Genomic DNA, 25,527 nt, shown 5'->3' with positions numbered 1-25,527 from the left:
GTTGTCAGTCGGGCACCATGCTGCGGTAGCGCCGCGGCTTGCCCTCGCCGAGGTCGATCAGGCGCGTGACCCGCCGCAACTCGATCTCGGCCCCGAGCAGTGCGTGCAGAGCCGCGCGGATGCCGGGCTCGTCCCCTCCCGCGATCACGGCGTGCACACGACCGGCGGCATCCTGGTCGATCGACCATCCCTGCGCACCGTGTGCCTGCAGATGCTGCGTGAGCTCGACACAGGGCACGAGTGTGCCGTCGCCGGCCCGGAACCGCGTGTTCTCCCGCCCCTCGAGGTCGGCGATCCCCACTGCCCCGTCATCGAGCCGCACCAGGCGCCCGTAATCACCCGTGCGGTATCTCACGAGCGGCAGCAGCGGGTTCTCTCCCGCGGTCACGACGATCTCGCCCATCGCCCCCGGCGGCAGCGCGACCTCGCGTCGAGGATCCCACACCTCGACGTGCACTCGGCGGTCGAGCACGCGGAACGGCCCGTCATCGGTGCGCGCGGCGATCGGGCGTGTCTCGTGCAACCCGTACACGTCGATCACGGGGCACTCGAACGCCGTCTCCAGCCGTGCGCGCAGCGCGGCCGACAGCGCCATCGCGCCGGAGAAGATGACGGCGGGATGCAGCACAGAGTCGAGTCCGGCGTCGAGCAGCTCGGCGAGACTCGTCGGGTGCCCGCTGAGGATCTGCGGATCCGCCTCGGCCAGGAATCGCGAGCGGGCGTCGAGACCGCTCCACGACATCGGATGCAGGTTGAGTCGTGCCATGGCCCGGTGCGCGAAGCTCGAGATCACGGACACATACGTGAAGGCCTGCCGCTGGAAGACGAGGTTCGCCACCGCCATGCGCTCGCCGTCGATCGTCACCGCGGCACCCGCAGACGCCGCGAGCGCGACGAGCAGGTGAAAGCCGCGCGCGACCTCCTCGACGTCATCGGGGATGAGCAGCGCTGCGCCGGTCGAGCCGGAACTCGTGCCGTGCAGCATCCGGGAGAGATCCACGTCGAGCGGCACGAAGGCCGCGAGGTCGTCGACGAGGTCCGTCCGCGAGATCGTGGGGAAGTCGTCGAGCGCGGAGTCAGCCGGCATCCCGCGATAGCGCAGCGTGCGTCGTGCGGTGGCGAGATGATCGATCAGCCAGTCGTCGGTCGACAGCGGATGCCGCACCCGCTGCACCTGTTCGGCGGTGAGTCGGTCGCCCGTGGCATGCGTCCAGCGCGGGGCGTCGGGGTGTTCTCGCCAGTGCGTCAACCGCACGATGCCTGCGGCGTCGAGCGTCGGCCAGCGCTCGGCGTCGGAGAGCACCGCGGCCTCCCCCGGTGCGTATTCGGCGAGCGCGAGCGCCCCGCTGAGGTCGGGATCACTCACTGGAGTACCGCGCAGCCGCTTCCTTGCGTCGCGCTTCGGCGAGCTTGCGGGCGATCTCGGCCCTGTGCCGGTGCCCCTCGAACGCATCGGCGAGCGCCCTGTTGCGAGCGAGCGAGTCGCAGGCCGCCAACAGCGAGGCGGCGGTCGCGGCGTCCTCGCCCGCCGGAAGGAATCCGCACCAGAGCAGGAAGGTGCGCGCGGCTTCGGTGCGCCGTTCATCGTCTGAGGTCCAGTCCGACGGCGACGCGACCGGGGCGACGCGCAGTGCGAGCGCGTCGACCGCGAGGCCGGCCCACCCGCTCGCGAGCGCCGGCTGCAGCGGCTCGATGACGCCTTCGCTGGCGACGAGCCACAGGCCGATCGCGGCGCCCTGGCGCACCCGCGGGTCGTCCTCGAACCTCGACGCGACGATCTGCCCGCCCAGGACGTCTCCGGCGAGCGCTCGGAGCGAGATGCGCTCGTCGAGGAACTCCTGCGGGATGCGGGAGATCCGCGCGGCGACGGACTCCAGCGCCGGCCCGGGCCTCGCCCGAGCCCAGGCGTCGACCTCTCCGTCTGCGCGCTCGCTCCAGGCGGCGAGAAGCGCCTCGGTGTCAGCCATGCAGCGCCGCCGCCAGCGCCGCGCACGCCGCGGGTGCCTCGGCCATCGTGCGGAGGTACACCACGTCGTAGCCGTCGCGTTCGGCGAGCGTCGCGACCTGGTGCCGGGGGTCCATGAGCACGAGCGTACCGGTCGTGAGCACCTCGCGAACGGCCCGGGCGACACCGGCATACGGCTCGTTGCCCACCCCGAACATCGACACCAGTCCGTCATCCGACAGCACCACCACGTGACGAGGCGCGCCTTCTCCGACCGCAGGAAGGCCGGCGTACCTGGCGGAGTAGAGATCGAGCGGGAACGACGTGGACCGACCGAAGTACAGCGCGATCGCGGCGATGATCTCGGACGGATCTCGGCCGAAGCGCGGCATCCCCGCCACATCGCCGGCTCCTGAGAAACTGGTCACCCTGACTCGGCCACCGCCGCGGAGGATCGAGAGAGCGAGGATCGTCCCCGCGAGCACTGCGGGCGAGCCCTGCCGCGGATGCGTCATGGAACCGGACGAGTCGATGTAGAGGTCGAGCTCGAGACTCGTCTCCTGCACGAGCGGTTCGTCGTCGAGCTCGGAGCGCCGGCGGGTGGTGACGCCGGGGATCACGGCGCCCGAGCGCATCGTCAGCGGCCAGTCGAGGTCGGCGAGCGCATCGCCCACCTCCCACAGCTCGTCAGGACCGGGGATGCCGCCCACCGGCTTCGCGGGTGCGGGGCGTGTGTACGGACGCACCCACCTGGCCGCCTCGTTGCGGTACCAGGCGGCGAGCACGGCATCCTCACCGCTCTCGCCGTACAGCGCGAGCGTCCGCGCGATCGTCAGACGCTGGCCGTCCTTGCGCGGCCCCGTCTTCGACGCCTCATCCGCGGAGTCCTCGCCATCGGGGTCGAGCATCATCCCCGGATGCCGCGGCAGGTCGTCTCGCAGCCGCTGGTCGGCGAGGATGCGACCGAGTTCCTCGGCTGTCGCCGGTGCGTCGTCGACGCCGCATCCACTGACCGGCGCCGACGGGCCGCTGTGCGCAGCCCCCTCCAGCTCGGCCAGGTACGGCGCGGCGATCACACCGAATCGGGCGGCGCCCGACACCGGGTCGGTGCCGAAGGTGCGCACGGTGTCGGCGATGAGTGCGGCGTCCACTCCGGGGTTGGTGGCGGTCGCGCCGGCGAGCTCGGCGGCCACCCGTGCGCTCTCGGCCTGCGCCGCACGCAGCAGGCGCTCCTTCTCGCGGTGCTTCTCGGGGATCCGGCTCAACGGCACGAGGTCGGTCTGCGTGATCGCCCGCGCCGGCCGCCTCGGCGGCTCGAGCGCGCAGAGGGTGCCGGCGGGCAGCTGCCACAGCAGCTCGTATGCCCGGCAGCACACCCACCACAGCCGGTCGGCGCTTCCCTCCGGCGCCGGATAGAGTGCACGGCCGAGGCGCACGATGCCCAGATCGCGGGTGGCGGTGGCCGTGCTCCCCGGCTCCGCGCGCTGCAGCTGCGCGAGGCGCGTGTTGACCAGCAGATCGCTCCACAGGTTCGACAGGCGTCGCGCGCCCTCCCCCGGGTTCGAGCGCAGCGACACGGCGGCGATCGCCTTGGCCATCTGATGGTCGATCTTCAGCGCATCGATCCGTGTGCTGGGGGCGAGCACGTGGTGGCCGATCTCGTGGGCGAACATGCTCCACAGTTCATCGGCCAGGCCGCGCTCGGCGAGATAGCGAGGGTCGACGGTCACCGACGGCGGGAACGAGAACCAGGCCGGTGCCCCGTGCTCGTCGGCGGCGCCCGGAAGCACCGCCGGGTCGTCGAGCCGCACCCGCCAGAGAGCCAGCGCGCGCTCCCACGCCGCGCGGGCGTCGTCGGTGAGCGGCACTCGATCAGCAGGATCCCTCACGCCGGCTCCCTGACGTGCACCCACGCGAGATGGGTGTCCGGTCCGATGACGATGCTCACCCCGTCGTCGCGGGAGCGCACCGTGCTCGGCGCCTCGGAGAGCGCGGAGAGCCGCGCGCCCCACGCATCGCTGTCGAGTCGCCACCACGAGCCCGCGACCAGGAAGGCGAAGGCTCCGGCATCCGCCAGGGTCTCGACGCGCTCGGGAGGCCGGATCCACGCACCTCCGATTCCGCGGAACCCGCCGACGGCGAGCACATACCCGCGCTGGTCGGCGCGACCGGGCCACCAGAAGCGATCCGCCCGCTGTCGGCGCCGGAACTCGTCGAGCACATCGACTCCGACTCCCAGCGTCGCTGAAGCGGCCAGACGCTGCTCGGGGCTGTCGAGATGCTCGAGACGATCGAGGGCGTCAGCGCGCAGACCGAGAGCGCCCGCGCGCCAGGCGGCGACCGCGACGAGATCGAGAGCCCGATCGCGAACGGTCACCGCCGCGGGATCCTGCGCCACGCCTGCGGCGAGCGCTCCGGCGAACAGGAGCGGATCACCGTGAGCGCCCCGCACCGAGATCGATGCGAGCGCGGAGTCGAGACCGGCGGCGGAGAGATCGGGCAGCTCTGCGGGAGGGAACGGCGCCTGGGCATTCGCCAGCTGCACGGGGACGCGATTCACCCGCGCAGCTCCTGCCAGCGCACATAGGCCGTATACCGCTGATGCAGGTACTTCAGCGCGATCACGTCGTCGAAGTCGCGTCCGTACAGCTTGCCCACCGTCGCGATCCGGCGCAGCTGGGCCTCGACGGCGGTGATGCGTCGAGACGCCTCGAGCGCCGGGAGGCCGTCGAGCCCGCGGTCGAACTCCGCGAGCAGGGCGGCGACCTCATCGTCGGATTCGCGCCCGAGCGCGTCGTACTGGCGACACGACTGCGTGAACAGGTCGGCCAGCCAGCTCACCGTGTCTGTGCTGAGCTCACGCTCCGCCCCGACATCGAACCGAGGATGAGTGGCGTTCGGCAGCAGCTTGCCTCGGAGCACGAACGGCAGCACCGCGGCGACGTCGTCGAGCTCGACGGCATCCGCGCCCCGGAACCACGCGATCGCCTTGGCATAGATGATGAGCGTCTGCAGGGCGCGCACCGACAGGCCGTTGCGGGTCTGCGCGCCGAGATCGATCTCGAGGTCGGCGCCGCTGTTCGCCTCGATCACCTCGCCCACCCGGCCACCAGCCGTGGTCACCACGTCTTTCGTGCGGTACTCGAAGCGGCGCCCGCCATGCTGCACGAACTCGAAGTGACTGAGGAAGAAACGCAGGCGCTCGCGCACGGCATCCGGAATCGGCACCCCGCGGATCTGCGCACGCATCTCGGTCTGCTCGGCCGGATCGAACGTCAGCTCGGCGGGCACATGCTCTTCGGGCTTCTCCCCCGCCTCGACGCGGGTGATCAGCTCGTCGAAGAACCGGCTGTTGAATCCGGCCGCCTGCACCGTCACGTCCATCCGGTCGCGGAGTGCCTGGATGACAGGGAAGGTGCCGCCGCCCGCGTCGTCGTTGGCCGTGAAGAACCAGCTCTCCACTCCGCCGTCCGGCGCGGTGCGGCGCATCTGATCGTGGCTCTCGACGTACCCCTCGGCCACCATCGTCAGCAGCGCCGACTGGGTCTTGGTGGGGATGCGGTTGTACTCGTCGATGATCTTGACGGGCAGCCCGAGCCACTCACGCCAGGCGATGCGGATGTCGGCGAGACGTTCGGCGGCGACCAGGTCGCGAGGAAGCGGGATGCCGACGAGATCGCTGACCGTCAACTGCGGCTGCCCCTGCTGCACGCTTCGCCGCACATCGTCGGAGGCTGTGCCGGCGAGCACGCCCATGAGCACGGCGACGGTGGTCTTGCCGCGCCCCGGTCCGCCGATGAGCAGGCACTTGCCGCCGACCGCGAAGGTGAGCAGCGGCACCAGGACGTTCGACGAGAACGACGCCTGCGTCGGAAGCGACACCGTGGCTCCGGCATCCCCGAGCCCGATCGACAGCGGCTCCGTGTGTGAGAACTCCATGTCGTAGTAGGGCGAGATGACGGCACGGTTGACGATCCAGTAATAGACCTGGCGCAGCTTCTCATCCAGCGGCACAGCGCCGCGCGCGACCGGGCGGAAGAGGTCTTCGGCTGTCAGAGATTCGACGCCGTGGCCGGTGCCGGGGTTCGTGGGTGATGCGGACACTCGGTTCCAGCGGTCGGGCATGCGATCATCCTAACGATGTCGATCGGGCGACCTGCTGGAGCGCCCGCTGCTCGTCGAGCGGCCGCGCCTCGAGCGGAACAGCGAAGCTCAGGTGTGCGGCGAGGAGAGGCTCGAGAGCGGATGCCGCGGCCTCGACCCGCGTCGGAACATCGCCCCGCACCTCGACCCACGGCACGTCCCGCGCGGCGAGCACGTCGCGGAAACGCTGCTGCATGTCGTGGCGGATGTGCTCCCCGTCGCGCAGGCCGTCCTGCTCGAAGGGGATCTCATCGCCGGTGAGCACGTAGAGGAGCGGTGGGTGCGCGGTGGCCGCCTCATGCAGGCGCGGCGCCACGGAACCGACGTAGCGCTCGTGCCACAGGGCGGTCGCGAGCACGTCCGTGTCGCAGACGAGAACCGGCACCGGCACCTGCCTGAGCGCATGCTGCTCGAGAGCGATCTGCCTGTCGACGATCAGGTCGAACTCGTCGCTGCGCCACGGCGCGGTCAGCCCGCCGACGCGGGTCACGGAGTGCTCACGGCCGTACTCCGACACCCAGAGCGTGCCCAGACGACCGGCGAGGGCCTCGGCGAGAGTCGTCGACCCGGTCGACTCCGCGCCCAGCACCACGACGCGCGCGGTCAGCCACGCGCGCACCGCCGGTGCGAGCTCGTGCCAGTTGCCGGCGACGTCGGCACGGATCGCCGTGCCCGAGACGGGATTGATCCGCCGCCCCTCGTCGATCTGCACCCACCGCGCATCGAGGCGCCTGGCCAGCTCGCCGCCATACGAGTCGCAGGAGAACACGGTGTCGACGGGACCGTCGAGCAGAGAAGCGATCAGCGCCATGTGCTCGTCCCACGCCGCCTCCGACTCGAAGTCGACCGGTGCATCGTCCATCGCTGCGACGACGCGCACTCCCGGGTGCGACTCTCGGATCCAGTCCGCTCGCACCGCCAACGGGATCGACTCGACCGACGCACCCAGCACCTGCACCGTGACCCGGTCGCTCTCTCGCTGCGCCTGACGGATCAGGTGCGAATGCCCGCCGTGGAAGGGATAGAACTTGCCGAGGACGAGACCGTGTCCGCTCATGCGCGTCGCCTCATCCTCGGGCGGGCGCCATGACCGCGGAGGTCTCTCGGTCGACAGCGGCCGCCTGACGCCACGAGCGGTAGCCGATCACGCACAGGGCGATGAAGAGCGCGTACAGCGCTGCGATGACCCAGAGCCCCGCGGCGATCGAGAGGCCGACGAAGGCGATGTCGACCAGGATCCACACGAACCAGTTCTCGATCCATTTGCGGTTCAGCATGTACTGCGCCACGAGGCTCGCGGCGGTGGTCGCGGCATCGGCGATCGCGACCTGCGAGTCGGTGAACGACATGAGCACCCACACCATCACGGCCGTGCCGGCGACTGCGGCGAGCGCGAGCCATGGCCACGCGCGACGAGGCGTGTTCACGACGTAGGTGCGGCTCTGCTCTGCGCCCCGCGTCCACCGCCACCACCCGTGCAGACCCATCAGCAGGTAGACGACCTGCAGCACCGAGGTCGCATAGAGCCCCGCGCCGATGAACACGATGAACAGCACCACGTTATTGGCGATGCCGATCGGGTAGTTCCAGACATTGCGTCGGCCGGCGAGCCACACGCAGATCGCGCCCGTGACGAAACCGAGAACCTGAGGCCACTCGGCCTGGAGCCACTCGAGCACGGGCCGCTACAGTTCGACGCCGAGCAGCACGGGCTCGGGCTGCAGCACGAGCCCGAACTCCGCATGGACGCGGCTCTGGATGAAGCGGGCGAGCTCAGAGACCTCGGCCGCCGTGGCTCCGCCCCGGTTGGTCAGGGCGAGAGCATGCTTGGTCGAGACGGATGCCCGCGACCTCGGCAGCTTGAAACCCTTGCGGATCCCGGCGTGCTCGATCAGCCAGGCGGCACTCACCTTCACATCCGGCGCCTCCGTCTTCGCGGCGGGCACGAAGCCCTCGTACGAGGCGAGCGGGATCACCGTGACGGTGTCGAGGTCGGGCGTCACCGGCCACCGCGGGCACTCGGGCGGCAGAGCGCGGGCCACGACCTCGGGCACGATCGCGTTCTGGAAGAACGAGCCGACGCCGTGCGTGTCGGGGTCGTTCTCGTCGAGCAGCATCCCCTTCGAGGCGCGGGTCGCGAGAATCCGCTCGCGCACCCAGGTGAGCGGCACAGGGGCGTCAGAGTCGAGACCCAGCGCCCTGCGCAGCTGCTCGCCGCGGACGACGCGCTCTTCGGCGACGAGCAGATCGACCGTGACCGACAGGATGACGGCCCGGCGCTGCGGCACACCGCCGTAGTGGTGCTTGAGCACAGAGGTTCGGAACCCGAGCCCGAGCTCGGACGCAGGGACGACAGACACCTCGCCCGTCGCCTCGTCGATCAGCTGGACCTCGACGAGGGTCTCCTGGATCTCCTGACCGTACGCACCGATGTTCTGCACCGGTGAGGCGCCGACGGTGCCCGGGATGCCGCTCATCGCCTCGAGTCCCGCATACCCGTGTTCCACGGCGTAGGCGACGAGATCGTCCCAGCCGTGACCGGCCTGCACACGAAGCCGGATACGTCCGGCGTGCGGCGACGGGAGCTCCTCGATGCCCCGGGTGAGGATGCGGATGACGGTGCCCTCGAACGGGTCGTCGCCGATGAACAGGTTGGAGCCGCCGCCGAGGACGAACCACTCCTCGCCGCGCGACCACACGTCGGTGAGCGCATCGATCAGCTCGGCGGAGGTCGACGCCTCGAGCATGCGCTCGGGAGCCCCACCTGTGCGGAGCGTCGTCAGGGTAGCCAGCTCGAGCGGTTCGACCTCGTGCACCACGCGGTCGCCCATCAGGCGGCGACGCGCAGCTGCGCCTTGACGAGCACCGTCGTCTCGCCGAACGTGACCTTGAGGTCGATGCGCGTCGATTCCTCGTCGACGGCGCCGACGGTGGCGGCGACGTGAAGGTCGGCTCCGTCTGCGGGATCGACCACGACCGGCTTGGTGAATCGCACGCCGTAGTCGATGATCCGCGCGCCCGGATCGAGAGCGGCGACGACCACCGACGAGGCGATGCCCATCGTGAGCATGCCGTGCGCGAGGACGCCGGGAAGGCCCACCTCGGCGGCGATGTCGTCACGGTAGTGGATCGGGTTGAAGTCGCCCGACGCCCCTGCGTACCGCACGAGCGACTCGCGGGTGATGTGCACCGTGCGCTCTGCGACGATGTCTCCGACAGCGAACGGCATCACTCTGCTCCTTCTTCCGCGCCGACCAGCAGCACGCTGGTGGCGGTGACGACATGCTCGCCGGCGGCATCCGTGATCTCGGCCGCACTGGTGATCATGGCGTTGCCCCCCATCATTCGGATGGCGGTCACCCGCAGCTTTCCGGTGAGCTCGTCGCCCGCGACGATCGGTCGGGAGTAGGTGAACTTCTGCTCGGCGTGGATCGTGCGCGCCAGCACGATGCCCGAGTCGGGTTCGGCGAGCAGCTGCTGCAGCGTGAGGTCTTGGATGACCATCGCGAAGGTCGGCGGTGCCACGACATCGGCGAATCCGGCCGCACGGGCGGCTTCGACATCGGTGTGCTGCGGAGCGTCGGCGAAGACAGCGCGCGCGAACTCGCGCACCTTCTCGCGGCCGACGAGGTAGGGGGACGTCGGCGGGAACTCCCGGCCGAGAAGATCTTGGTTCACTGCCACCCCTCGATCCTACCGAGCACCCGCGACAGGGCCGCCCTCAGTCCTTCTTCTTGCGCCCCTTGATCGCCTTCATCGCCATCTGCACCGCGATGACCACGAGGTAGGCCGCGAACAGCATGTTCCCCACCATCGGGTCGATCAGCGTTGCCAGCCACGCGCCGAGCGCGGTGGTCGTGCACGCGGACACTCCGACGATCGCCGCGGCGAGCAGGTCGACGTTGCGGTTGCGCAGGTTGCCGATCGTGCCCGAGATCGCGGTGGGGATCATCATGAGCAGCGATGTGCCCTTGGCGACGAGGTCGCTCGTGCCGAAGGCGAGCATCAGGATCGGCACGACGATCACACCGCCGCCGACCCCGATGAGCCCCGCGAGGATGCCCGTGGCGACGCCCACCACCACGAGGGCGAGCCCGTTGAGCAGCTGCAGCTCGAACTCCGCGTCGCGCGACGGCACGACCAGGAACAGGCTCACGATGACGACCACGAGGAAGCCGACGAAGAACCATCGCAGCACCGTCTGCGAGATCTTCGGCAGCATCCGGGTGCCGATCTGAGCGCCGACGACGGAGCCCGCTGCGAGGATCAACGCGGGGATCCAGGCGACGGAGTCATTGATCGCGTACGAGATGACGCCGACCGTCGCCGTCGGAACGATCGCCGCGAGCGACGTGCCGGCGCCGAGCCGCTGGTTGAAGTGCAGGAAGAGCACGAGCAGCGGAACGATCACCGTGCCGCCACCGACGCCGAAGAGGCCGGAGAGGAGGCCCGCGATCAGGCCGATGCCGATGAATGCCGTGTAGGCGCGAGGCCCTCTGCTCAGGGTCTCTGCATCAGTCACCGGATCAGCCTACTCGCAGGCCTCCGCCCCGTTCTGCCGTCAGACCTCGGAGTCGGCCCTGACAGGCACCGAGATCGACTCGGTCAACGCCTGCTCGTAGCGGCGCTGGCGTCGGCGCAACCACAGGCCGCCGACGATCAGGAGCGCCAGCAGGACGTACGCGGTCGCGGCGAACGGCTGCGCGACGAGCGTCGTCAGGTCTCCCTGGCTGAGCTGGAGCGCGCGACGCAGCTGCGCCTCGCCCATCGGCCCGAGGATCATGCCGACCACGAGAGGTGCGACCGGGAACCCGTACCTTCGCATGAAGAACCCGAGCACCCCGATGATCGTCAGGATGAGGATGTCGACCACCGAGTAGTTCAACGCATAGGCGCCGAAAGCGGCGAAGACGAGGATCCCCGCATAGAGGTACGGACGCGGGATCTGCAGGAGCTTCACCCACATGCCCACGAGCGGCAGGTTCAGCACGAGCAGGATGACGTTGCCGATGTAGAGGCTCGCGACGAGCGCCCAGACGAGATTCGACTGGCTCGTGAACAGCATCGGTCCGGGTTGCAGGCCGTACGACTGGAACGCCGTGAGGATGATCGCGGCGGTCGCCGTGGTCGGCAATCCGAGTGTCAGCAGTGGCACGAGCACCCCGGCGGCCGCGGCGTTGTTCGCGGACTCGGGCCCGGCGACGCCTTCGATCGCGCCGCGTCCGAACTCGGACTTGTGCTTCGAGAGCTTGCGCTCCGTCGCATACGAGAGGAAGGTCGCCACATCGGCCCCACCCGCGGGGATCGTGCCGATCGGGAAGCCGATCGCGGTGCCGCGCAGCCAGGGCTTCCACGAACGACGCCAGTCGTCCTTCTTCATCCAGCTGCGCCACCCCCGCGTGACGGGGATCACGTCGATCGCCCCGTGCCGCAGCCGTGCGGCGATGTACAGCGTCTCTCCGACCGCGAACAGCCCGACTGCCACCAGCACGATGTCGATGCCGTCTGCGAGGGGGAGCAGTCCGAGCGTGTAGCGCTGCTGCCCCGAGAGCCGGTCGGTTCCGACGAGGCCGAGGAACAGCCCCACGCCGAGCGAGAGGAGGCCGCGTGGAACGGACGACCCCATCAGCGCTCCGACGGTGATGAAGGCGACGACGATGAGTGCGACGTAGTCCGCCGGTCCGAGATTGACGGCGAACTGCGCGAGCACGGGGGCCAGCAGGGTGAGCCCGATGGTCGCGAGGGTTCCGGCGACGAACGACCCCAGCGCGGCAGTGGCGAGGGCCGCCGCGCCGCGTCCCATCTTGGCCATCTTGTTGCCCTCGATGGCCGTGACGATCGAGGCCGACTCCCCCGGGGTGTTCAGCAGGATGCTCGTGGTCGACCCGCCGTACATCCCGCCGTAGTAGATCCCCGCGAAGGTGATCAGGGCGGCCGCCGGTTCGAGCATGTAGGTGAGCGGCAGCAGCAGCGCCACCGTCATCGCGGGACCGATTCCGGGGAGCACGCCCACCGCCGTGCCGATGAGCACGCCGAGGAACGCGAAGACGAGGTACTGCGGCTGCAGCGCAGTCGCGAATCCCTCGAGGAGCAGAGACCAGCTGTCCATCAGAACATCCTCCCGAGCCAGCCCAGAGCAGGACCCCAGGGCAACGACAGCCCGAGCAGACCGCCGAAGACGACCTGGACGACGAGCGCGAGGGCGATTCCGACGCCGAAGGCGACCCACCACCGCTTCGCTCCCAGCGACCAGGCGACACCGCCGAACAGGATCGCGGCGGCCGGTGCCCAGCCGAGGGGTTCGATGAGGAAGAGGTGCGCCACGAGGAACGCGGCGATCTTCACGAGTGTGATCCAGTCGGTCGGGAGGGACTGATCGACGTCCTCCCCGTCCTCGGGAACACCCCTCTGGCCGCGAAGGATGCCGACGAGTACGGCCACCGCTGAGCCGAGAAGCAGGATCGCGACGAAGACCGGGAACACGGTCGGCCCGACCTGGGCGCCGACCGGGACATGGATGGAGAAGACTCCGATCAGGGCGAAGGCGCCCAGCGCGACCATCAGCAGCGCGAAGACGAGTTCGCCCACCGGCACGGGGCCGACGATGAGTGCGGACCGGCGTTCGCCGATCCGCACACCGTCGGGCCCGGAGGACCCGATACTCATGTCAGCCGACCAGACCGATGTTCTGCAGGGTCGCCGTGACCTCTTCGACGTTCCCCACGAGGAACTTGTCGAACTCGCCGCCCGTGAGGAACGCATCCGCCCAACCGCGCGTCTCGAGTTCGGCCGTCCAGGCCTCCGACTCATGCAGCTCCGTGACGATCCGCGTCAGCTCCTCGCGGTTCGCGTCAGCGATGTCTCCCGGTGCGATCACGCCGCGCCAGTTCGTCAGCACGACGTCGTAGCCCGCATCCGTGATCGTGGGCACGTCGGTCAGCTGCTCGACCGGCTCGTCCGATGACACCGCGAGAGCCTTCATCGTGCCCGCGTCGATGTGCTGCAGGAACTCGCCGACACCCGAGATGCCCGCGTCGACCTTGCCGCCCAGTATCAGCGACGTCGCCTCGCCGCCACCGGAGTTCGGCGTGTAGTTCAGCTTCTCGGCGATCTCGGCGCCGTCGAGTCCGGCCTCCTCGAGCATGAGCCCGGCGAGGATGTGGTCGGCGCCGCCGGCAGAACCACCGGTGATGGTCACCTCCTGTCCCTTGTCGACCACGTCGTCGATGAGATCCTCGAGCGTGTCGTACTCCGAGTCCGCCGGCACGACCACGACCAGCGGTTCGTCGGTCAGACGGGCGATGGCCGTCATGTCCTCGATGCGGACGGCCGAGGCGTTGGTCTCGACCGCGCCGACCATCACGAGCCCCATCACCATGAGGGTCGCCGGATTCTGCTCGTTCGCGAGCTGGGCGAGACCGACGGTGCCGCCGGCACCTCCGACGTTGGTGACCGGCGCCGAGCCGACGATGCCCTCCTCGGTGAGGAGCTGCGAAAGTGCGCGGCCGGTCTGGTCCCAGCCTCCGCCGGGGTCCGCGGGGACGACGATGTTCACGTCGCTGATCGTGACCGCCTCGTCCGCGGCGTCGTCGCCTGCGGGCTCGGTGCTGCCCGAGCACGACGTCAGTGCGAGTGCGGTTGCCGCGGCGAGTGCCACCGCCGTGCCGATGCGTGACTTCTTCATGTGCGCTCCTCCTTGAGCGTTCGTGGTGCTGTCCGTCCACCCTGGGAGGACGCCCGCCGCTGCTCAAGCTTCGGAAACCATTGGTCGCGTTCCGAAACTATTGGTCACGATCGCCTCTCGCCCCGCGTCGCGGCGCACGCGCACAGCGAGGAGAATGGGCGCGTGGCCTCGAAGATGACGCTCCGGGTGCAGCTGCTGGCTCTGCAGGCGCTGATCGTGTTCTTGGTGACCCTCGCCACCGGGATCGTCGCCGGTGCTCTGCAGGAGCAGGCGCTCCGCGAGGCCTACAAGGATCGGATGCAGGCTGTCGCCCAATCGATCGCGGCGCTTCCTCCCGTCCTCGATGCCTTCGACGACGTCGATCCGGCCACTGCGATCCAGCCGATCGCCGAGGTCATCCGCGAAGCGTCCGATCTCGCATACGTGGTCGTGGCGAACGCCGACGGCATCCGCTACTCCCACCCCCACCCCGACCGCATCGGCGAGCGGGTGTCGACGGATCCGTCGGTGCCGCTCTCGGGCGAGATCTACGTCGGCACCCAGACCGGCACACTCGGCACGTCCTGGCGCGTCAAGGTGCCGATCCGCGAGGACGATGGAGAGGTCATCGGCACGGCATCCGTCGGGATCCTCGAGTCGGAGCTCAACGAGGAGTTCACCGCCAACCTCACGTGGCTGATCTCGGCGATGCTCGCGGCCGCCGTGCTCGGCGTCTTCGGCTCGGCGTGGGTGACCTCGGTGATCAGACGACGGATCTACCGACTGGAGCCGCATCAGATCGCGGCCCTCGTGAAGAACCAGGAGACGACCCTGCATCGCCTCAGCGAGGGCGTCATCACCGTCAACGGCGCCGGCAGGATCACCCTCGCGAATGACGCCGCCGCGCGCCTGCTCGAGAAGGACTCAGGTGATCTCGACGACGCGGTCGCGGCCGACGTCCTCGACGAGGAGCTGCTCGAGGTGCTCAGGGTCGGCGAGAACGAGGGCCGACCGGTGATCGTCGGATCGCACGTCCTGGTGGCGCGCAGCACCGGGAGCCGCGTCGACGGCACGGATGTCGAGGCCACTCTGCTGCTGCGCGATCACACAGAGTTGCACGACGTGGTGCAGCGCGTCGAGGCTGCCGACGCGATCATCGCGTTCCGTCAGCGCTTCGGGCTCCCCAAGGGACTGAGCCCCGAAACCCTCGACCGGATCTCGTCGGCCCTCGCGGCTCGACCCGACGCCTCCGCCACCGACATCGGCGACGACCTGACCATCTCGCGCGTCAGCGCCAGGCGCTACCTCGAACACCTCGCGAGCACGGGGCGCGCGATCCGCACCCTCGACTACACGACGAAGGGTCGACCCGGCACACGGTATCGCGCAACCGGACCGGTGTGATCTCCGCGCAGGATCACGTCCGATCACCCTGGGACTCGATCTCCTCGTGTGCGACACTGGATCGCATCCGACGGCGTCGTCGATGACCCGGATCGAAGGAGATCTCATGGTGCGCAGCTCTTATCCCGATGTCGAGATCCCTGCGGTCTCGATCCACGACTTCCTGTTCGGTGACGTCGAAGAGGACCGGCTCGATGCGATCGCGATCGTCGACGGCATCAGCGGTTCGACGACGACCTATCGGCAGCTGATCGCGCAGATCGATCTCTTCGCGGGAGCCCTCGCCGCCCGCGGAGTGGGCGTCGGGACCACGGTGGGCGTCCTGTGCCCCAACATCCCCGCCTTCGCGACCGTCTTCCACGGCATCCTCCGCGCCGGGGCGACGGCCACCACGGTCAATTCCCTCTACACGCCCGATGAGATCGCCAACCAGCTGACGGATGCCGAGGCGACGTGGCTCATCACCGTCTCGCCGCTGCTCGCCTCTGCGAGTGCCGCCGCAGCCGCGGTCGGTCTCGACGACGACCACGTGATCGTCCTCGACGGTGCAGACGGGCATCCGTCGCTTCCCGATCTGCTCGGCGAGGGCCGCACCGCCCCCGACGTGAGCTTCGACCCGGCGACGCATCTCGCCGTGCTGCCCTACTCCTCCGGGACCACCGGTCGTCCCAAGGGCGTCATGCTCACGCACCGCAACCTGATCGCCAACGTCAGCCAGTGCCGCTCCACGATCTCGCTCGGAGATGACGACCGCGTGCTCGCCGTCCTGCCCTTCTTCCACATCTACGGCATGACGGTGCTGCTGAACTTCGCGCTGCGCCAGCGCGCAGCTCTCGTCACGATGCCCAGGTTCGACCTTGAGGACTTCCTCCGCGTCGTCCAGGAGCACCGGACCAGCTGGGTCTTCATCGCCCCGCCGATCGCCGTCGCCCTCGCGAAGCATCCGCTCGTCGACGAGTACGACACGTCGGCGATCAAGGTCGTCTTCTCGGGTGCCGCGCCTCTCGACGGCGCTCTGGCATCTGCGGTGGCGACACGCCTCGGCTGCACAGTGTGCCAGGGATACGGCATGACGGAGACGAGTCCGGTCACCCATGCGATCCCGTACGACCGACCGGACATCGACAGATCGTCGGTCGGCATGCTGCTCGCCGACACCGAGGCGCGGCTCGTCGCAGAAGACGGCAGCGACGTCGTCGCCCCGGATGACGGTGCGAGCGAACCCGGAGAGCTGCTGATCCGTGGCCCCCAGGTGATGGCCGGCTATCTGAACCGGCCGGATGCCACGGCCGAGATGCTCGACGCCGACGGCTGGCTGCATACCGGCGATGTCGCGACCGTGACGCACGACGGCATCTTCCGCATCGTCGATCGCCTCAAGGAGCTCATCAAGTACAAGGGCTACCAGGTGGCACCGGCGGTGCTCGAGGCGGTGCTGCTCGCGCATCCGTCGATCGCCGATGCAGCGGTCATCGGCGCCCCCGACTCAGACGGCCAAGAGGTGCCGAAGGCGTTCGTGGTGGTGCAGCAGGGCGCGGAGCTCGACGCGGATGCCGTGATGGCATACGTCGCGGCACACGTCGCACCTCACGAGAAGGTGCGTCAGGTCGAGTTCATCGACGCGATTCCGAAGTCGGCATCGGGGAAGATCCTGCGCAAGGACCTGCGCACACGCTGACTCCGGTGGCGCAGCAACGAAGAAGCCCGCCGTCCCTCTCGGGGCGGCGGGCTTCTCAGAACGAGCGAGGCGCTTACTCGGACTTCTTCTCGACAGCGTCCTCGGCGGCAGCCTCGGCTGCCTCTCCCTCGGCCTGCGACTCGGCGCCGGCGTCGGTGGTCTCCGCTGCGGGAGCCTCCTCTGCGGGAGCCTCCTCGACGACCTCGGCAGGCTTCTCAGCCTTGGCGGACTTCTTGGTGGACTTCGCCTTGGGGGTGACGGGCTCGAGAACGAGCTCGATCACGGCCATGGGAGCGTTGTCACCCTTGCGGTTGCCGACCTTCGTGATGCGGGTGTAGCCACCCTCACGGTCTGCGACGAGCGGAGCGATCTCGGTGAAGAGCACGTGTCCGGCGTCCTTGTTGGAACGCAGCACGGTCATCGCACGACGACGCGCGTGCAGGTCTCCGCGCTTGCCGAGCGTGATGAGACGCTCCGCGAGCGGACGCAGGCGCTTCGCCTTGGTCTCGGTCGTCTTGATCGACTTGTGGATGAAGAGCTGTGCCGCCATGTTGGCAAGCAGCAGACGCTCGTGTGCGGGGCCGCCTCCGAGGCGGGGACCCTTAGTGGGCTTGGGCATAATCGTCTAACTCCTGGTCAGAAAGGTCGGGTTTCAGAAGGACTCGTCTTCGCTGCCGCTGTAGAAGTGGGCGCCGTCGAAACCGGGCACCGAATCCTTGAGCGACAGACCGAGCGAGATGAGCTTGTCGCGCACCTCGTCGACCGACTTCTGGCCGAAATTGCGGATGTTCATGAGCTGCGTCTCCGACAGGGCGACGAGCTCGGAAACAGTGTTGATGCCCTCACGCTTCAGGCAGTTGTACGAGCGGACCGAGAGGTCGAGGTCCTCGATCGGCATCGACAGCTCGCTGGAGTTGACTGCCTCCACCGGCGCCGGGCCGATCTCGATGCCCTCAGCCTCGACGTTCAGCTCGCGAGCGAGACCGAACAGCTCGGTGAGCGTCTTCGCAGCCGAAGCGACGGCGTCACGGGGGCTGATGGCGGACTTGGTCTCGACGTCGAGGACGAGCTTGTCGAAGTCGGTGCGCTCACCCGCACGGGTGGCGTCGACGCGGTAGCTGACCTTGAGCACCGGCGAGTAGATCGAGTCGATCGGGATCTGACCGGCCTCGGCGTACTCGTTGCGGTTCTGCGTCGCCGAGACGTAGCCACGGCCACGCTCGATCGTGAGCTCGAGCTCGAACTTCGCGGTCTCGTTGAGCGTCGCGATGACGAGCTCGGGGTTCTGGACCTCGACACCGGCCGGAGCCGAGATGTCAGCGGCAGTCACTTCGCCCGAACCGGTCTTGCGCAGGTACGCCGTGATGGGCTCGTCGCGCTCCGACGAGACGACGAGCTGCTTGATGTTGAGGATGATCTCGGTGACATCCTCCTTCACGCCGGGGATGGTGCTGAACTCGTGCAGCACGCCGTCGATGCGAACGCTGGTGACCGCGGCGCCGGGGATCGACGACAGCAGGCTGCGACGGAGCGCATTGCCGATCGTGTATCCGAAGCCGGGCTCCAGAGGCTCGATGATGAACCGGCTACGGTTCTCGACGATCTTTTCCTCGGTCAGTGTGGGACGCTGTGCAATAAGCACTCTGTGTTCCTTTCGATCACATGCCCGCTATATGACATGTGGTGGGGTGAGGTTTTGAGTTTTGGGAGTCGATGCCCGCGCTGGCGGGCGTCGAGCCGCTCGGCCCCGAAGGACCGAGCGGCTCAACAAGCCGGATCAGACGCGGCGACGCTTCGGCGGGCGGCAGCCGTTGTGCGCCTGCGGGGTGACGTCCTGAATCGAGCCGACCTCGAGGCCGGCGGCCGTCAGCGAACGGATCGCGGTCTCGCGACCCGAGCCCGGTCCCTTGACGAAGACGTCGACCTTCTTGACGCCGTGCTCCTGCGCCTGACGGGCAGCCGACTCGGCTGCCAGACCAGCGGCGTAGGGGGTCGACTTGCGCGAGCCCTTGAAGCCCACGCCACCCGACGATGCCCAGCTGATGACAGCGCCGGACGGGTCGGTGATCGAAACGATGGTGTTGTTGAACGTCGACTTGATGTGGGCATGGCCCAGCGCGATGTTCTTCTTTTCCTTGCGGCGCGGCTTGCGCGCGGCGGCCTTGGGTGCAGCCATGAAAGTGTTCTCCTAGTCCCTGGGGGCCGCGCTTAGCGGGCCTTCTTCTTGCCTGCGACGGTGCGCTTCGGGCCCTTGCGGGTACGGGCGTTGGTCTTGGTGCGCTGACCACGGACCGGGAGGCCACGACGGTGGCGGACGCCCTCGTAGGAGCCGATCTCGACCTTGCGGCGGATGTCTGCGGCGACCTCGCGGCGCAGGTCACCCTCCACCTTGTAGTTGCCTTCGATGTAGTCGCGGAGGGCGATCAGCTGCTCATCGCTGAGGTCCTTCACGCGGATGCTCTCGTCGATCTCCGTTGCCTTGAGGATCTCGACCGAGCGGGTACGGCCGACGCCGTAGATGTAGGTAAGGGCGATCACCACGCGCTTATCGCGCGGGATGTCAACGCCGGCAAGACGTGCCATGCGGTTCTCCTGAGATTGGTAGAGGTGTGGAGCAGGAGCGGTGCTCGGGCCTCTGTCCCGAGGTGTCCTCCACTCGCGTGGAATCTGATCCTGCCGTTGTGTGTATTGAGTTGTGAGTCAGATCCGAAGAGTCCGCCGGCACGGCCGGCGGGCACTCAGCCCTGGCGCTGCTTGTGGCGCGGGTTGCTCTTGCAGATGACCATGACGCGGCCGTGACGGCGGATCACCTTGCAGTGATCGCACATGGGCTTGACGCTGGGGTTGACCTTCATGATGTTTCCTATTCGCTGTCTTCACCGGGCAGGCTGAGTGCCTGGGGTGTTACTTCTCGACCGATCAGCGGTAGCGGTAGACGATTCGTCCACGGGTCAGGTCGTAGGGGCTGAGCTCCACGACCACACGGTCTTCGGGGATGATGCGGATGTAGTTCTGCCGCATCTTGCCTGAGATCGTTGCAAGGACCTTGTGTCCGTTGGAGAGCTCAACGCGGAACATCGCGTTGGGCAGAGCCTCGGAGATCACGCCCTCGATCTCGATGACACCGTCTTTCTTAGCCATAGCCTCGCTGACGCTTCTGCAGACCGGTCGATCTGCGGTGGGTGATTGGATTGCGGTGCTTTCTGCCGATTCAGACACGCCGAATCAAGGCGCAAGGCACCAAGGATCTATGTTATCCGACAACGGGAGTTCCGGCAACCTGAGCAGGATGCCGGAACTCCCGTTGGACGAACGGCGAGGATCAGCCGAAGATCTTGGCGAACTCCGTGGCGATCTCGCTGTTCTCGATGCGGGTGCCGTTGATCTCGACGGTCGGCGTCCCCGAGATCTCGTGCACCTGGGTCTGCGAATCGGCGAACTTGTTGAAGGTGCCGTCGGCGATGCAGTCCGCAGCGGCACCGGCGCCCGCCTGCTCGGCGAGTGCGCTCAGCTCATCGGCGCTGAGTCCGGCGGAGTTCTCCTCCGGCTGGTTCGCGAACAGCAGGTTGAAGTAGTCGAGGGTCGAGTCGGGAGCTTCTTCGGCGACGCAGTACATCGAGCCGGCCGACAGCGAGGAGAACTCCCCCGTCGTGGAGAGACGGTTGAGGATCGACACGGGGTGGATGTTCAGCGTGATCTGGTTGTCAGCCGCGGCGGCCTGCAGCTGCTCGCCGTAGACGTCTTCGAACTGCCCGCACACGGGGCACATGAAGTCGACGTATGTGTCGATCTCGTCCTCGCCTGTTCCGAACGAGATCGCACCGGTCTCCTCGTTCACGATGGAGCTCTGCGGAGCCGTTCCCGGGGCGGTGGCCTGGTTGTTCAGGAACACGACGACGAACGCCAGCACGGCCAGAACGACCACCACTGCCGCCGAGACGCCGATCACGAACCAGTTGGTGTTGCTCTTCGCGGCTGCCATTGCTTTCCGTTTCTGTCGAGGCCCGCCCGCGGCGGGCCCGGCCTGAAGTCCTCGGGTGCATGCGCACCCATACACCCATTGTGCCCGGAGAAACCTATGTGCGCGTTGTGACCAGGTCGTGCCCCGCTCGCGACCGCCCCTGATTCGCGAGACCGACATCCTCGCACGAGAACCTCACCCTCGCACGAGACCCTCGCCCTCGCACGAGAGCCTCGCCCGTGCACCAGACCCTCATCCTCACACGAGACCCTCGCCCGCGCCGTGGGTCTCACCCCATCTCGTGGGTCTCACCCCATCTCATGGGCCTCACTCCATCCCGTGGGTCTCACCCGACGGTATAGGTCTCACGCGACCCCGCGCCTCCCCCCCAGCCCGAAGCCGGCATCCGTGCACGAGACCCTCGAGCACGACATGGGTTTCGTGCTGCACGGTCGGTCTCATGGCGTGCGAGCTGTGGGCGCACCGTGGGGGCGAATAGACGACCACCGACGACGGCTCCTGCACGGCACAGCATCCAGGACCACTCCCCCACAGCATCCGGGTCCGCCCGTGCACTCGTCTGCCCGCGCCCCAGCTCAGCGCAAAGGATGCAGTAATGCAGACTCTCGCAGATCGCGCCTTCGCCGCCTCGCCCGTACCACTGTTCATGAGTACGGAGATGCGGATGCTGGGGATGCGCGCAGCGAGCCCGCACCTGCAGCGGGTGCGCTCCGGCGTCTACGCGCGTCGCGACCTGTACGACGCGCTGCGCCCCTGGCAGCGCTACGCGGCGCGAGTGCATGCCTTCGTTCGCACGCATCCGGGTGCGGTCTTGTGTTTGGAGTCTGCGGCGGTGATGCACGGATTGCCGCACTTCGGCGAGACCGCCCTGATCCATGTGCTGGCGGATGCCGGCGAGAAGTCGCGACGATTCGGCGACGTCATGGTCCACTCCTCCGCGGACCCTCGTGGGGTGACCTCGATCGCCGGCATCCATTGCACCGACCTTCTCGACACGGCCGTCGATCTGACGAGAGTCCTGTCATCGGCGAAGGGATTGGCCGTCGCCGATGCGGCGATGTCCCCGTTCCAGGGCGGTGATGTGCGGCGCTCGACCGCTGACGAGGCTCTGTGCGGTCAGATGAACAGCCGCGGCCGCGCCCGCGCACGATGGGTCTGGACCAATGCAGACGAACGCTCGGAATCACCCGGCGAGAGCGTCAGCCGGGCAGTGATCGCGTGGTGCGGATTCGAGACACCGCAGCTGCAGACCGAGTTCACGCACGAGGGAACGAAAGACCGTGCAGACTTCTTCTTCCCGTCATGCCGGGTCATCGGCGAGGCGGACGGATGGGGCAAGTACCGCCTCGAGGATCCGAACGCTGCCGCTCAGCACCTCGCCGATGAGAAGCGCCGGGAGGACAGACTCCGTCGCAACGGGCATCCGGTCGCCCGCTGGGACCTCGCCGACGCGTGGAAAGTGGATCCGCTTCGCTCCGCGTTGGCAGCGGCCGGCGTGCCTCTCGTTCGGCCTCCGCAGGAGGGGATGCTCGCCTCGCTGCGACTCGCCCTGCGCGAGGCGCCGCGGCTGCGCCCCTGAGCCGCGCCGCACCCCTGACACACGCAGGCGAAATCACTCTCGCCGGGCGAGACCCGCGTTCTGCACATGGGTCTCGCGCACAAGCCACGGTCTCGCGCACTGACCCGGGCCCGTCCTGCCCTTCACACGGCGAGACCGGCATCCGTCGACGAAACCCACGTTCTGCGCCTGGGCCTCACGCACGATCATGGGTCTCGCGCACAAGCAACGGTCTCGCGCACTCGCCCTCGCGCACAAGCAACGGTCTCGCGCACTCGCCCTCGCGCACTAGCAACGGTCTCGACGCAGCAACAGACAGCGACAGCGCACGTCCGCGGCGTCGCCGCCGAGAGGTCAGGCGATCGGCGTCGGCGTGACGCCGAAGGGGGCGAGGCCTGCCGCTCCCCCATCGGGCGCGGTGAGCACCCAGATGCCGTCTTCGTGCAGCGCGACGGAGTGCTCCCAGTGCGATCCGTCGGTGCCGTCGACTGTGGAGACCGTCCAGTCGTCGTCCTCGACGAAGGTCTCGTCGCTGCCGGCGGTCACCATAGGCTCGATGGCCAGCACGAGACCCGGCTTCACCTCGGCGCCCGGATCAGGGGTGCGGTAGTTGAAGACGCTGGGCGCCTCATGCATCTTGCGGCCGATGCCGTGTCCGACGTACTCGCGAAGGATGCCGTAGGTCTGGCCCGAGACCGCTGACGGTCCCTGAGCCTCGATGTAGCCCTGGATCGCGGCGCCGATGTCACCCAGGTGGGAAGCAGACGCCATGGCGGCGATGCCGGCCCACATGGACCCTTCTGTCACGCGCGACAGCTCCTGGCGCTGGGAGACGATCTCGGGGCGGGTGTCGTCGGGCACGACCACGGTGATGGCACTGTCGCCGTTCCACCCCTGGAACTGCGCGCCGCAGTCGACCGAGACGATGTCGCCGGCCTGCAGGATCCGCTCGCCGGGGATGCCGTGCACGACCTCCTCGTTGACCGAGATGCAGGTGGTGTGGCGGTATCCGCGAACCAGCTGGAAGTTCGACTCCGCGCCACGGGCCAGGATCACGCGGTTGGCCTCGGCGTCGAGCTCGAGGGTCGTCACCCCCGGCCGGATCAGCGGCCGGACGGCATCCAGAGCCGCGGCCGTGATGAGGCCGGGTTCGACCATCGCGCGCAGCTGAGCCGCGTTCTTGTAGATCGACTTGCGGAACATCGTGCCGGTGTTCAGGCCGCGAGACGCAGGCCGCGAGCGACCAGAGCTGCGAACACGCGCTCGGTGATCTCGTCGAGCGAGCCGACGCCGTCGATGCGGTCGACGATGCCACGAGGGCCGTAGACCTCGAGGATCGGGGCCGTCTCGTGCTCGTAGATGTCGAGGCGGTGTGCGATGGCCTCGTCGGTGTCATCCGAACGACCCTGCTCTGCCGCACGGAGCTTCAACCGCTCGATGCTCTCTTCGCGAGGCACGTCGAGGAGGATGACAGCGTCGAGCGATTCGCCGCGACCGGCCAGGAAGGCGTCGAGGTGCTCGACCTGAGCAGCGTTGCGGGGATACCCGTCGAGCAGGAAGCCGTTCTCCGCGTCATCCTGAGACAGGCGATCGCGGACGATCTCGCTGGTCAGCTCGTCGGGAACGAGGTCGCCCTTGTCGAGGATGGCCGTGACCTGCTGGCCGAGCGGCGTCCCCTCCTTGATGTTGGCGCGGAAGATGTCTCCGGTCGAGACGACCGGGATGCCGTAGGACTCGGCGATGCGGACACCCTGGGTGCCCTTGCCCGAGCCCTGCGGACCGACGATGAGAAGACGAGCTGATCGAGTCATCGGAGGAGCCCTTCGTAGTGACGCTGCTGAAGCTGAGCATCGATCTGCTTGACCGTCTCGAGACCGACACCCACGATGATGAGGATCGACGCGCCGCCGAACGGGAAGTTCTGGTTGGCACCCACGGTGGCGAGAGCGATCAGCGGGATCAGCGCGATCAGGCCGAGGTAGATCGAGCCGGGCAGCGTGATGCGGGTGAGCACGTAGTCGAGGTACTCGGCGGTGGGACGACCGGCACGGATGCCGGGGATGAACCCGCCGTACTTCTTCATGTTGTCCGCGACCTCGACCGGGTTGAAGGTGATCGCGACGTAGAAGTACGTGAAGCCGATGATCAGCAGGAAGTAGACCGCCATGTAGATGGGGCTGTTGCCGGTCGTGAAGTTCGCGCTGATCCAGGTGACCCACGCCGCCGGCTCCGAGCCGTCCTGCGGGGTGTTGAACTGCGCGATGAGCGCCGGGATGTAGAGCAGCGACGAGGCGAAGATCACCGGGATCACGCCGGCCATGTTCACCTTGATCGGGATGTACGTGTTGGTGCCGCCGTAGGTGCGGCGACCGACCATGCGCTTGGCGTACTGCACCGGAATGCGGCGCTGCGACTGCTCGACGAACACGACGAGAGCCATGACGATGATTCCGACCAGGAGCACCAGGAGGAAGACCTCGAAGCCCTTGCTCTCCCAGATGAGCCACATGGCGCCGGGGAAGGTCGCGGCGATCGAGGTGAAGATCAGCAGCGACATGCCGTTGCCGATGCCCCGCTCGGTGACGAGCTCGGCGAACCACATGATCAGACCGGTACCGGCGGTCATCGTCATGATCATGAGCAGCTGCGCCCACCACACGTCGTTGGTGAGGAGGTTCTGGCAGGCGGCGATGTCGGTCGTGCCGAAGAGCTGGCCGCTGCGGGCCACCGTCACGAGCGTCGTCGACTGCAGCAGCGCCAGCGCGATCGTGAGGTAGCGCGTGTACTGGGTGAGGCGGGCCTGGCCGGCCTGACCCTCTTTGTGCAGAGCCTCGAAGTGAGGGATGACCACGCGGAGGAGCTGCGTGATGATCGTCGCGGTGATGTACGGCATGACGCCGAGCGCGAAGATCGAAAGCTGGAGGAGCGCGCCACCCGAGAACAGGTTGACGAGCCCGAGGAGTCCCTCTGTCCCGGAGTTCAGCGCGAGGCACTCTTCGACGTTCGGGAAGTTCACGAACGGAGCAGGCACATTCGAGCCGAGCCGATAGATGGCGATGATGGCGAGGGTGAAACCGATCTTCCGACGCAGGTCGGGCGTGCGGAAGATCCGCGCGATGGCGCTAAACAAGGACGTCCTCCTGAAAGGTTGCCG

General features: G+C 68.1%; 27 protein-coding genes. 3 read left to right on the top strand and 24 right to left on the bottom strand.

The features are described 5' to 3' along the window. Nucleotides 1-4: 4 nt before the first annotated feature. From QMA07_RS00790 to QMA07_RS00725, 14 genes are read right to left on the bottom strand one after another with little or no spacing between them, the layout of a single operon-like run. Complete coding sequence (locus QMA07_RS00790; RefSeq protein ID WP_290159222.1) at nt 5-1,366, bottom strand: AMP-binding protein; 1,362 nt, start codon at nt 1,364-1,366, stop codon at nt 5-7. Continuing rightward, on the bottom strand, nt 1,359-1,967 hold the full coding sequence (locus QMA07_RS00785; protein WP_290159221.1) for a phosphohydrolase: 609 nt from the start codon (nt 1,965-1,967) through the stop codon (nt 1,359-1,361). The genes QMA07_RS00790 and QMA07_RS00785 overlap by 8 nt, the downstream gene beginning before the upstream one ends. Then, complete coding sequence (locus QMA07_RS00780; RefSeq protein WP_290159219.1) at nt 1,960-3,834, bottom strand: vWA domain-containing protein; 1,875 nt, start codon at nt 3,832-3,834, stop codon at nt 1,960-1,962. Before QMA07_RS00780 ends, QMA07_RS00785 begins: the two co-directional genes overlap by 8 nt. After that, nucleotides 3,831-4,505: a potassium transporter Kef gene (locus QMA07_RS00775; RefSeq protein WP_290159218.1), complete on the bottom strand. Its 675-nt coding sequence runs from the start codon at nt 4,503-4,505 to the stop codon at nt 3,831-3,833. The genes QMA07_RS00780 and QMA07_RS00775 overlap by 4 nt, the downstream gene beginning before the upstream one ends. After that, nucleotides 4,502-6,070, bottom strand: coding sequence for a MoxR family ATPase (locus tag QMA07_RS00770; RefSeq protein WP_290159217.1), 1,569 nt, complete (start codon nt 6,068-6,070; stop codon nt 4,502-4,504). The genes QMA07_RS00775 and QMA07_RS00770 overlap by 4 nt, the downstream gene beginning before the upstream one ends. Nucleotides 6,071-6,074: 4 nt before the next feature. Beyond that, nucleotides 6,075-7,145 carry an AAA family ATPase gene (locus QMA07_RS00765; RefSeq protein WP_290159215.1) on the bottom strand — a complete coding sequence of 357 codons (1,071 nt, stop codon included), beginning with the start codon at nt 7,143-7,145 and terminating at the stop codon, nt 6,075-6,077. Nucleotides 7,146-7,155: 10 nt separating this feature from the next. Beyond that, complete coding sequence (gene pnuC, locus QMA07_RS00760) at nt 7,156-7,767, bottom strand: nicotinamide riboside transporter PnuC (protein ID WP_290159213.1); 612 nt, start codon at nt 7,765-7,767, stop codon at nt 7,156-7,158. Between the two features lie 6 nt (nt 7,768-7,773). Next, nucleotides 7,774-8,904, bottom strand: a complete 1,131-nt coding sequence (locus QMA07_RS00755) for a UDP-N-acetylmuramate dehydrogenase (RefSeq protein WP_290159470.1) — start codon at nt 8,902-8,904, stop codon at nt 7,774-7,776. A gap of 14 nt (nt 8,905-8,918) precedes the next feature. Then, a complete protein-coding gene (locus tag QMA07_RS00750) occupies nt 8,919-9,317 on the bottom strand; it encodes a MaoC/PaaZ C-terminal domain-containing protein (RefSeq protein ID WP_290159212.1) in 399 nt (132 codons plus the stop codon). After that, nucleotides 9,317-9,772 carry a MaoC family dehydratase N-terminal domain-containing protein gene (locus tag QMA07_RS00745; RefSeq protein WP_140037874.1) on the bottom strand — a complete coding sequence of 152 codons (456 nt, stop codon included), beginning with the start codon at nt 9,770-9,772 and terminating at the stop codon, nt 9,317-9,319. The genes QMA07_RS00750 and QMA07_RS00745 overlap by 1 nt, the downstream gene beginning before the upstream one ends. A 37-nt stretch (nt 9,773-9,809) precedes the next feature. Beyond that, nucleotides 9,810-10,610, bottom strand: coding sequence for a sulfite exporter TauE/SafE family protein (locus QMA07_RS00740; RefSeq protein WP_290159209.1), 801 nt, complete (start codon nt 10,608-10,610; stop codon nt 9,810-9,812). A 39-nt stretch (nt 10,611-10,649) separates the two neighbouring features. Next, on the bottom strand, nt 10,650-12,197 hold the full coding sequence (locus QMA07_RS00735; protein WP_290159207.1) for a tripartite tricarboxylate transporter permease: 1,548 nt from the start codon (nt 12,195-12,197) through the stop codon (nt 10,650-10,652). Then, the gene (locus QMA07_RS00730) at nt 12,197-12,754 is read right to left on the bottom strand and encodes a tripartite tricarboxylate transporter TctB family protein (protein ID WP_290159205.1); all 558 of its coding nucleotides are present in this window, start codon (nt 12,752-12,754) and stop codon (nt 12,197-12,199) included. Before QMA07_RS00730 ends, QMA07_RS00735 begins: the two co-directional genes overlap by 1 nt. A gap of 1 nt (nt 12,755) precedes the next feature. After that, nucleotides 12,756-13,772 (bottom strand): tripartite tricarboxylate transporter substrate binding protein, encoded by a 1,017-nt coding sequence (locus QMA07_RS00725; protein ID WP_290159203.1) that lies wholly within the window; start codon nt 13,770-13,772, stop codon nt 12,756-12,758. Nucleotides 13,773-13,934: 162 nt separating this feature from the next. On the opposite strand from QMA07_RS00725, the gene QMA07_RS00720 reads away from it, so the two are divergent. Then, nucleotides 13,935-15,155, top strand: coding sequence for a hypothetical protein (locus tag QMA07_RS00720; RefSeq protein ID WP_290159202.1), 1,221 nt, complete (start codon nt 13,935-13,937; stop codon nt 15,153-15,155). Nucleotides 15,156-15,261: 106 nt separating this feature from the next. After that, nucleotides 15,262-16,833: an AMP-binding protein gene (locus QMA07_RS00715; RefSeq protein ID WP_290159201.1), complete on the top strand. Its 1,572-nt coding sequence runs from the start codon at nt 15,262-15,264 to the stop codon at nt 16,831-16,833. A 73-nt stretch (nt 16,834-16,906) separates the two neighbouring features. On the opposite strand, the gene rplQ is transcribed toward QMA07_RS00715, so the two are convergent. The 7 genes from rplQ to QMA07_RS00680 form a co-directional block, all read right to left on the bottom strand. Then, nucleotides 16,907-17,452: a 50S ribosomal protein L17 gene (gene rplQ, locus QMA07_RS00710; protein ID WP_290159199.1), complete on the bottom strand. Its 546-nt coding sequence runs from the start codon at nt 17,450-17,452 to the stop codon at nt 16,907-16,909. Nucleotides 17,453-17,485: 33 nt separating this feature from the next. Beyond that, nucleotides 17,486-18,475, bottom strand: a complete 990-nt coding sequence (locus QMA07_RS00705; protein WP_290159197.1) for a DNA-directed RNA polymerase subunit alpha — start codon at nt 18,473-18,475, stop codon at nt 17,486-17,488. A gap of 135 nt (nt 18,476-18,610) precedes the next feature. Continuing rightward, a complete protein-coding gene (rpsK, locus tag QMA07_RS00700) occupies nt 18,611-19,009 on the bottom strand; it encodes a 30S ribosomal protein S11 (RefSeq protein WP_042538796.1) in 399 nt (132 codons plus the stop codon). 32 nt (nt 19,010-19,041) lie between these two features. After that, nucleotides 19,042-19,416, bottom strand: a complete 375-nt coding sequence (gene rpsM / locus QMA07_RS00695) for a 30S ribosomal protein S13 (protein WP_290159194.1) — start codon at nt 19,414-19,416, stop codon at nt 19,042-19,044. A 155-nt stretch (nt 19,417-19,571) separates the two neighbouring features. Continuing rightward, nucleotides 19,572-19,688: a 50S ribosomal protein L36 gene (rpmJ, locus tag QMA07_RS00690; protein WP_033106073.1), complete on the bottom strand. Its 117-nt coding sequence runs from the start codon at nt 19,686-19,688 to the stop codon at nt 19,572-19,574. 64 nt (nt 19,689-19,752) lie between these two features. Further along, the gene (infA, locus tag QMA07_RS00685) at nt 19,753-19,974 is read right to left on the bottom strand and encodes a translation initiation factor IF-1 (RefSeq protein ID WP_017201569.1); all 222 of its coding nucleotides are present in this window, start codon (nt 19,972-19,974) and stop codon (nt 19,753-19,755) included. Nucleotides 19,975-20,155: 181 nt separating this feature from the next. Beyond that, nucleotides 20,156-20,815, bottom strand: a complete 660-nt coding sequence (locus QMA07_RS00680) for a thioredoxin domain-containing protein (RefSeq protein WP_290159192.1) — start codon at nt 20,813-20,815, stop codon at nt 20,156-20,158. Nucleotides 20,816-21,410: 595 nt separating this feature from the next. Between QMA07_RS00680 and QMA07_RS00675 the strand changes: the two genes are divergently transcribed. Continuing rightward, on the top strand, nt 21,411-22,394 hold the full coding sequence (locus QMA07_RS00675) for a hypothetical protein (RefSeq protein WP_290159190.1): 984 nt from the start codon (nt 21,411-21,413) through the stop codon (nt 22,392-22,394). A 333-nt stretch (nt 22,395-22,727) separates the two neighbouring features. On the opposite strand, the gene map is transcribed toward QMA07_RS00675, so the two are convergent. The 3 genes from map to secY are packed head-to-tail and all read right to left on the bottom strand — an operon-like array spanning nt 22,728 to nt 25,503. After that, nucleotides 22,728-23,576 (bottom strand): type I methionyl aminopeptidase, encoded by an 849-nt coding sequence (map, locus tag QMA07_RS00670; RefSeq protein ID WP_290159189.1) that lies wholly within the window; start codon nt 23,574-23,576, stop codon nt 22,728-22,730. 11 nt (nt 23,577-23,587) lie between these two features. Next, on the bottom strand, nt 23,588-24,184 hold the full coding sequence (locus QMA07_RS00665) for an adenylate kinase (RefSeq protein WP_290159187.1): 597 nt from the start codon (nt 24,182-24,184) through the stop codon (nt 23,588-23,590). Beyond that, nucleotides 24,181-25,503, bottom strand: a complete 1,323-nt coding sequence (gene secY, locus QMA07_RS00660; RefSeq protein WP_140037887.1) for a preprotein translocase subunit SecY — start codon at nt 25,501-25,503, stop codon at nt 24,181-24,183. The genes QMA07_RS00665 and secY overlap by 4 nt, the downstream gene beginning before the upstream one ends. Between the last annotated feature and the right edge of the window lie 24 nt (nt 25,504-25,527).

Origin of the sequence: Microbacterium sp. APC 3901 (assembly GCF_030407765.1) — a bacterium.
In the GTDB taxonomy this organism is placed as follows: Bacteria; Actinomycetota; Actinomycetes; order Actinomycetales; family Microbacteriaceae; genus Microbacterium.
This window is presented reverse-complemented; position numbering and strand designations above follow the sequence as displayed.

Bases quoted from the DNA above. Each gene is read 5' to 3' on its own strand.
- QMA07_RS00785 (WP_290159221.1), bottom strand. From the start codon at position 1,967: ATGGCTGACACCGAGGCGCTTCTCGCCGCCTGGAGCGAGCGCGCAGAC.
- QMA07_RS00770 (WP_290159217.1), bottom strand. From the start codon at position 6,070: ATGCCCGACCGCTGGAACCGAGTGTCCGCATCACCCACGAACCCCGGC.
- QMA07_RS00765 (WP_290159215.1), bottom strand. From the start codon at position 7,145: ATGAGCGGACACGGTCTCGTCCTCGGCAAGTTCTATCCCTTCCACGGC.
- QMA07_RS00750 (WP_290159212.1), bottom strand. From the start codon at position 9,317: ATGCCGTTCGCTGTCGGAGACATCGTCGCAGAGCGCACGGTGCACATC.
- QMA07_RS00735 (WP_290159207.1), bottom strand. From the start codon at position 12,197: ATGGACAGCTGGTCTCTGCTCCTCGAGGGATTCGCGACTGCGCTGCAG.
- QMA07_RS00730 (WP_290159205.1), bottom strand. From the start codon at position 12,754: ATGAGTATCGGGTCCTCCGGGCCCGACGGTGTGCGGATCGGCGAACGC.
- QMA07_RS00725 (WP_290159203.1), bottom strand. From the start codon at position 13,772: ATGAAGAAGTCACGCATCGGCACGGCGGTGGCACTCGCCGCGGCAACC.
- QMA07_RS00715 (WP_290159201.1), top strand. From the start codon at position 15,262: ATGGTGCGCAGCTCTTATCCCGATGTCGAGATCCCTGCGGTCTCGATC.
- rplQ (WP_290159199.1), bottom strand. From the start codon at position 17,452: ATGCCCAAGCCCACTAAGGGTCCCCGCCTCGGAGGCGGCCCCGCACAC.
- rpsK (WP_042538796.1), bottom strand. From the start codon at position 19,009: ATGGCTGCACCCAAGGCCGCCGCGCGCAAGCCGCGCCGCAAGGAAAAG.
- rpsM (WP_290159194.1), bottom strand. From the start codon at position 19,416: ATGGCACGTCTTGCCGGCGTTGACATCCCGCGCGATAAGCGCGTGGTG.
- rpmJ (WP_033106073.1), bottom strand. From the start codon at position 19,688: ATGAAGGTCAACCCCAGCGTCAAGCCCATGTGCGATCACTGCAAGGTG.
- infA (WP_017201569.1), bottom strand. From the start codon at position 19,974: ATGGCTAAGAAAGACGGTGTCATCGAGATCGAGGGCGTGATCTCCGAG.
- QMA07_RS00680 (WP_290159192.1), bottom strand. From the start codon at position 20,815: ATGGCAGCCGCGAAGAGCAACACCAACTGGTTCGTGATCGGCGTCTCG.
- QMA07_RS00675 (WP_290159190.1), top strand. From the start codon at position 21,411: ATGCAGACTCTCGCAGATCGCGCCTTCGCCGCCTCGCCCGTACCACTG.
- map (WP_290159189.1), bottom strand. From the start codon at position 23,576: ATGTTCCGCAAGTCGATCTACAAGAACGCGGCTCAGCTGCGCGCGATG.
- QMA07_RS00665 (WP_290159187.1), bottom strand. From the start codon at position 24,184: ATGACTCGATCAGCTCGTCTTCTCATCGTCGGTCCGCAGGGCTCGGGC.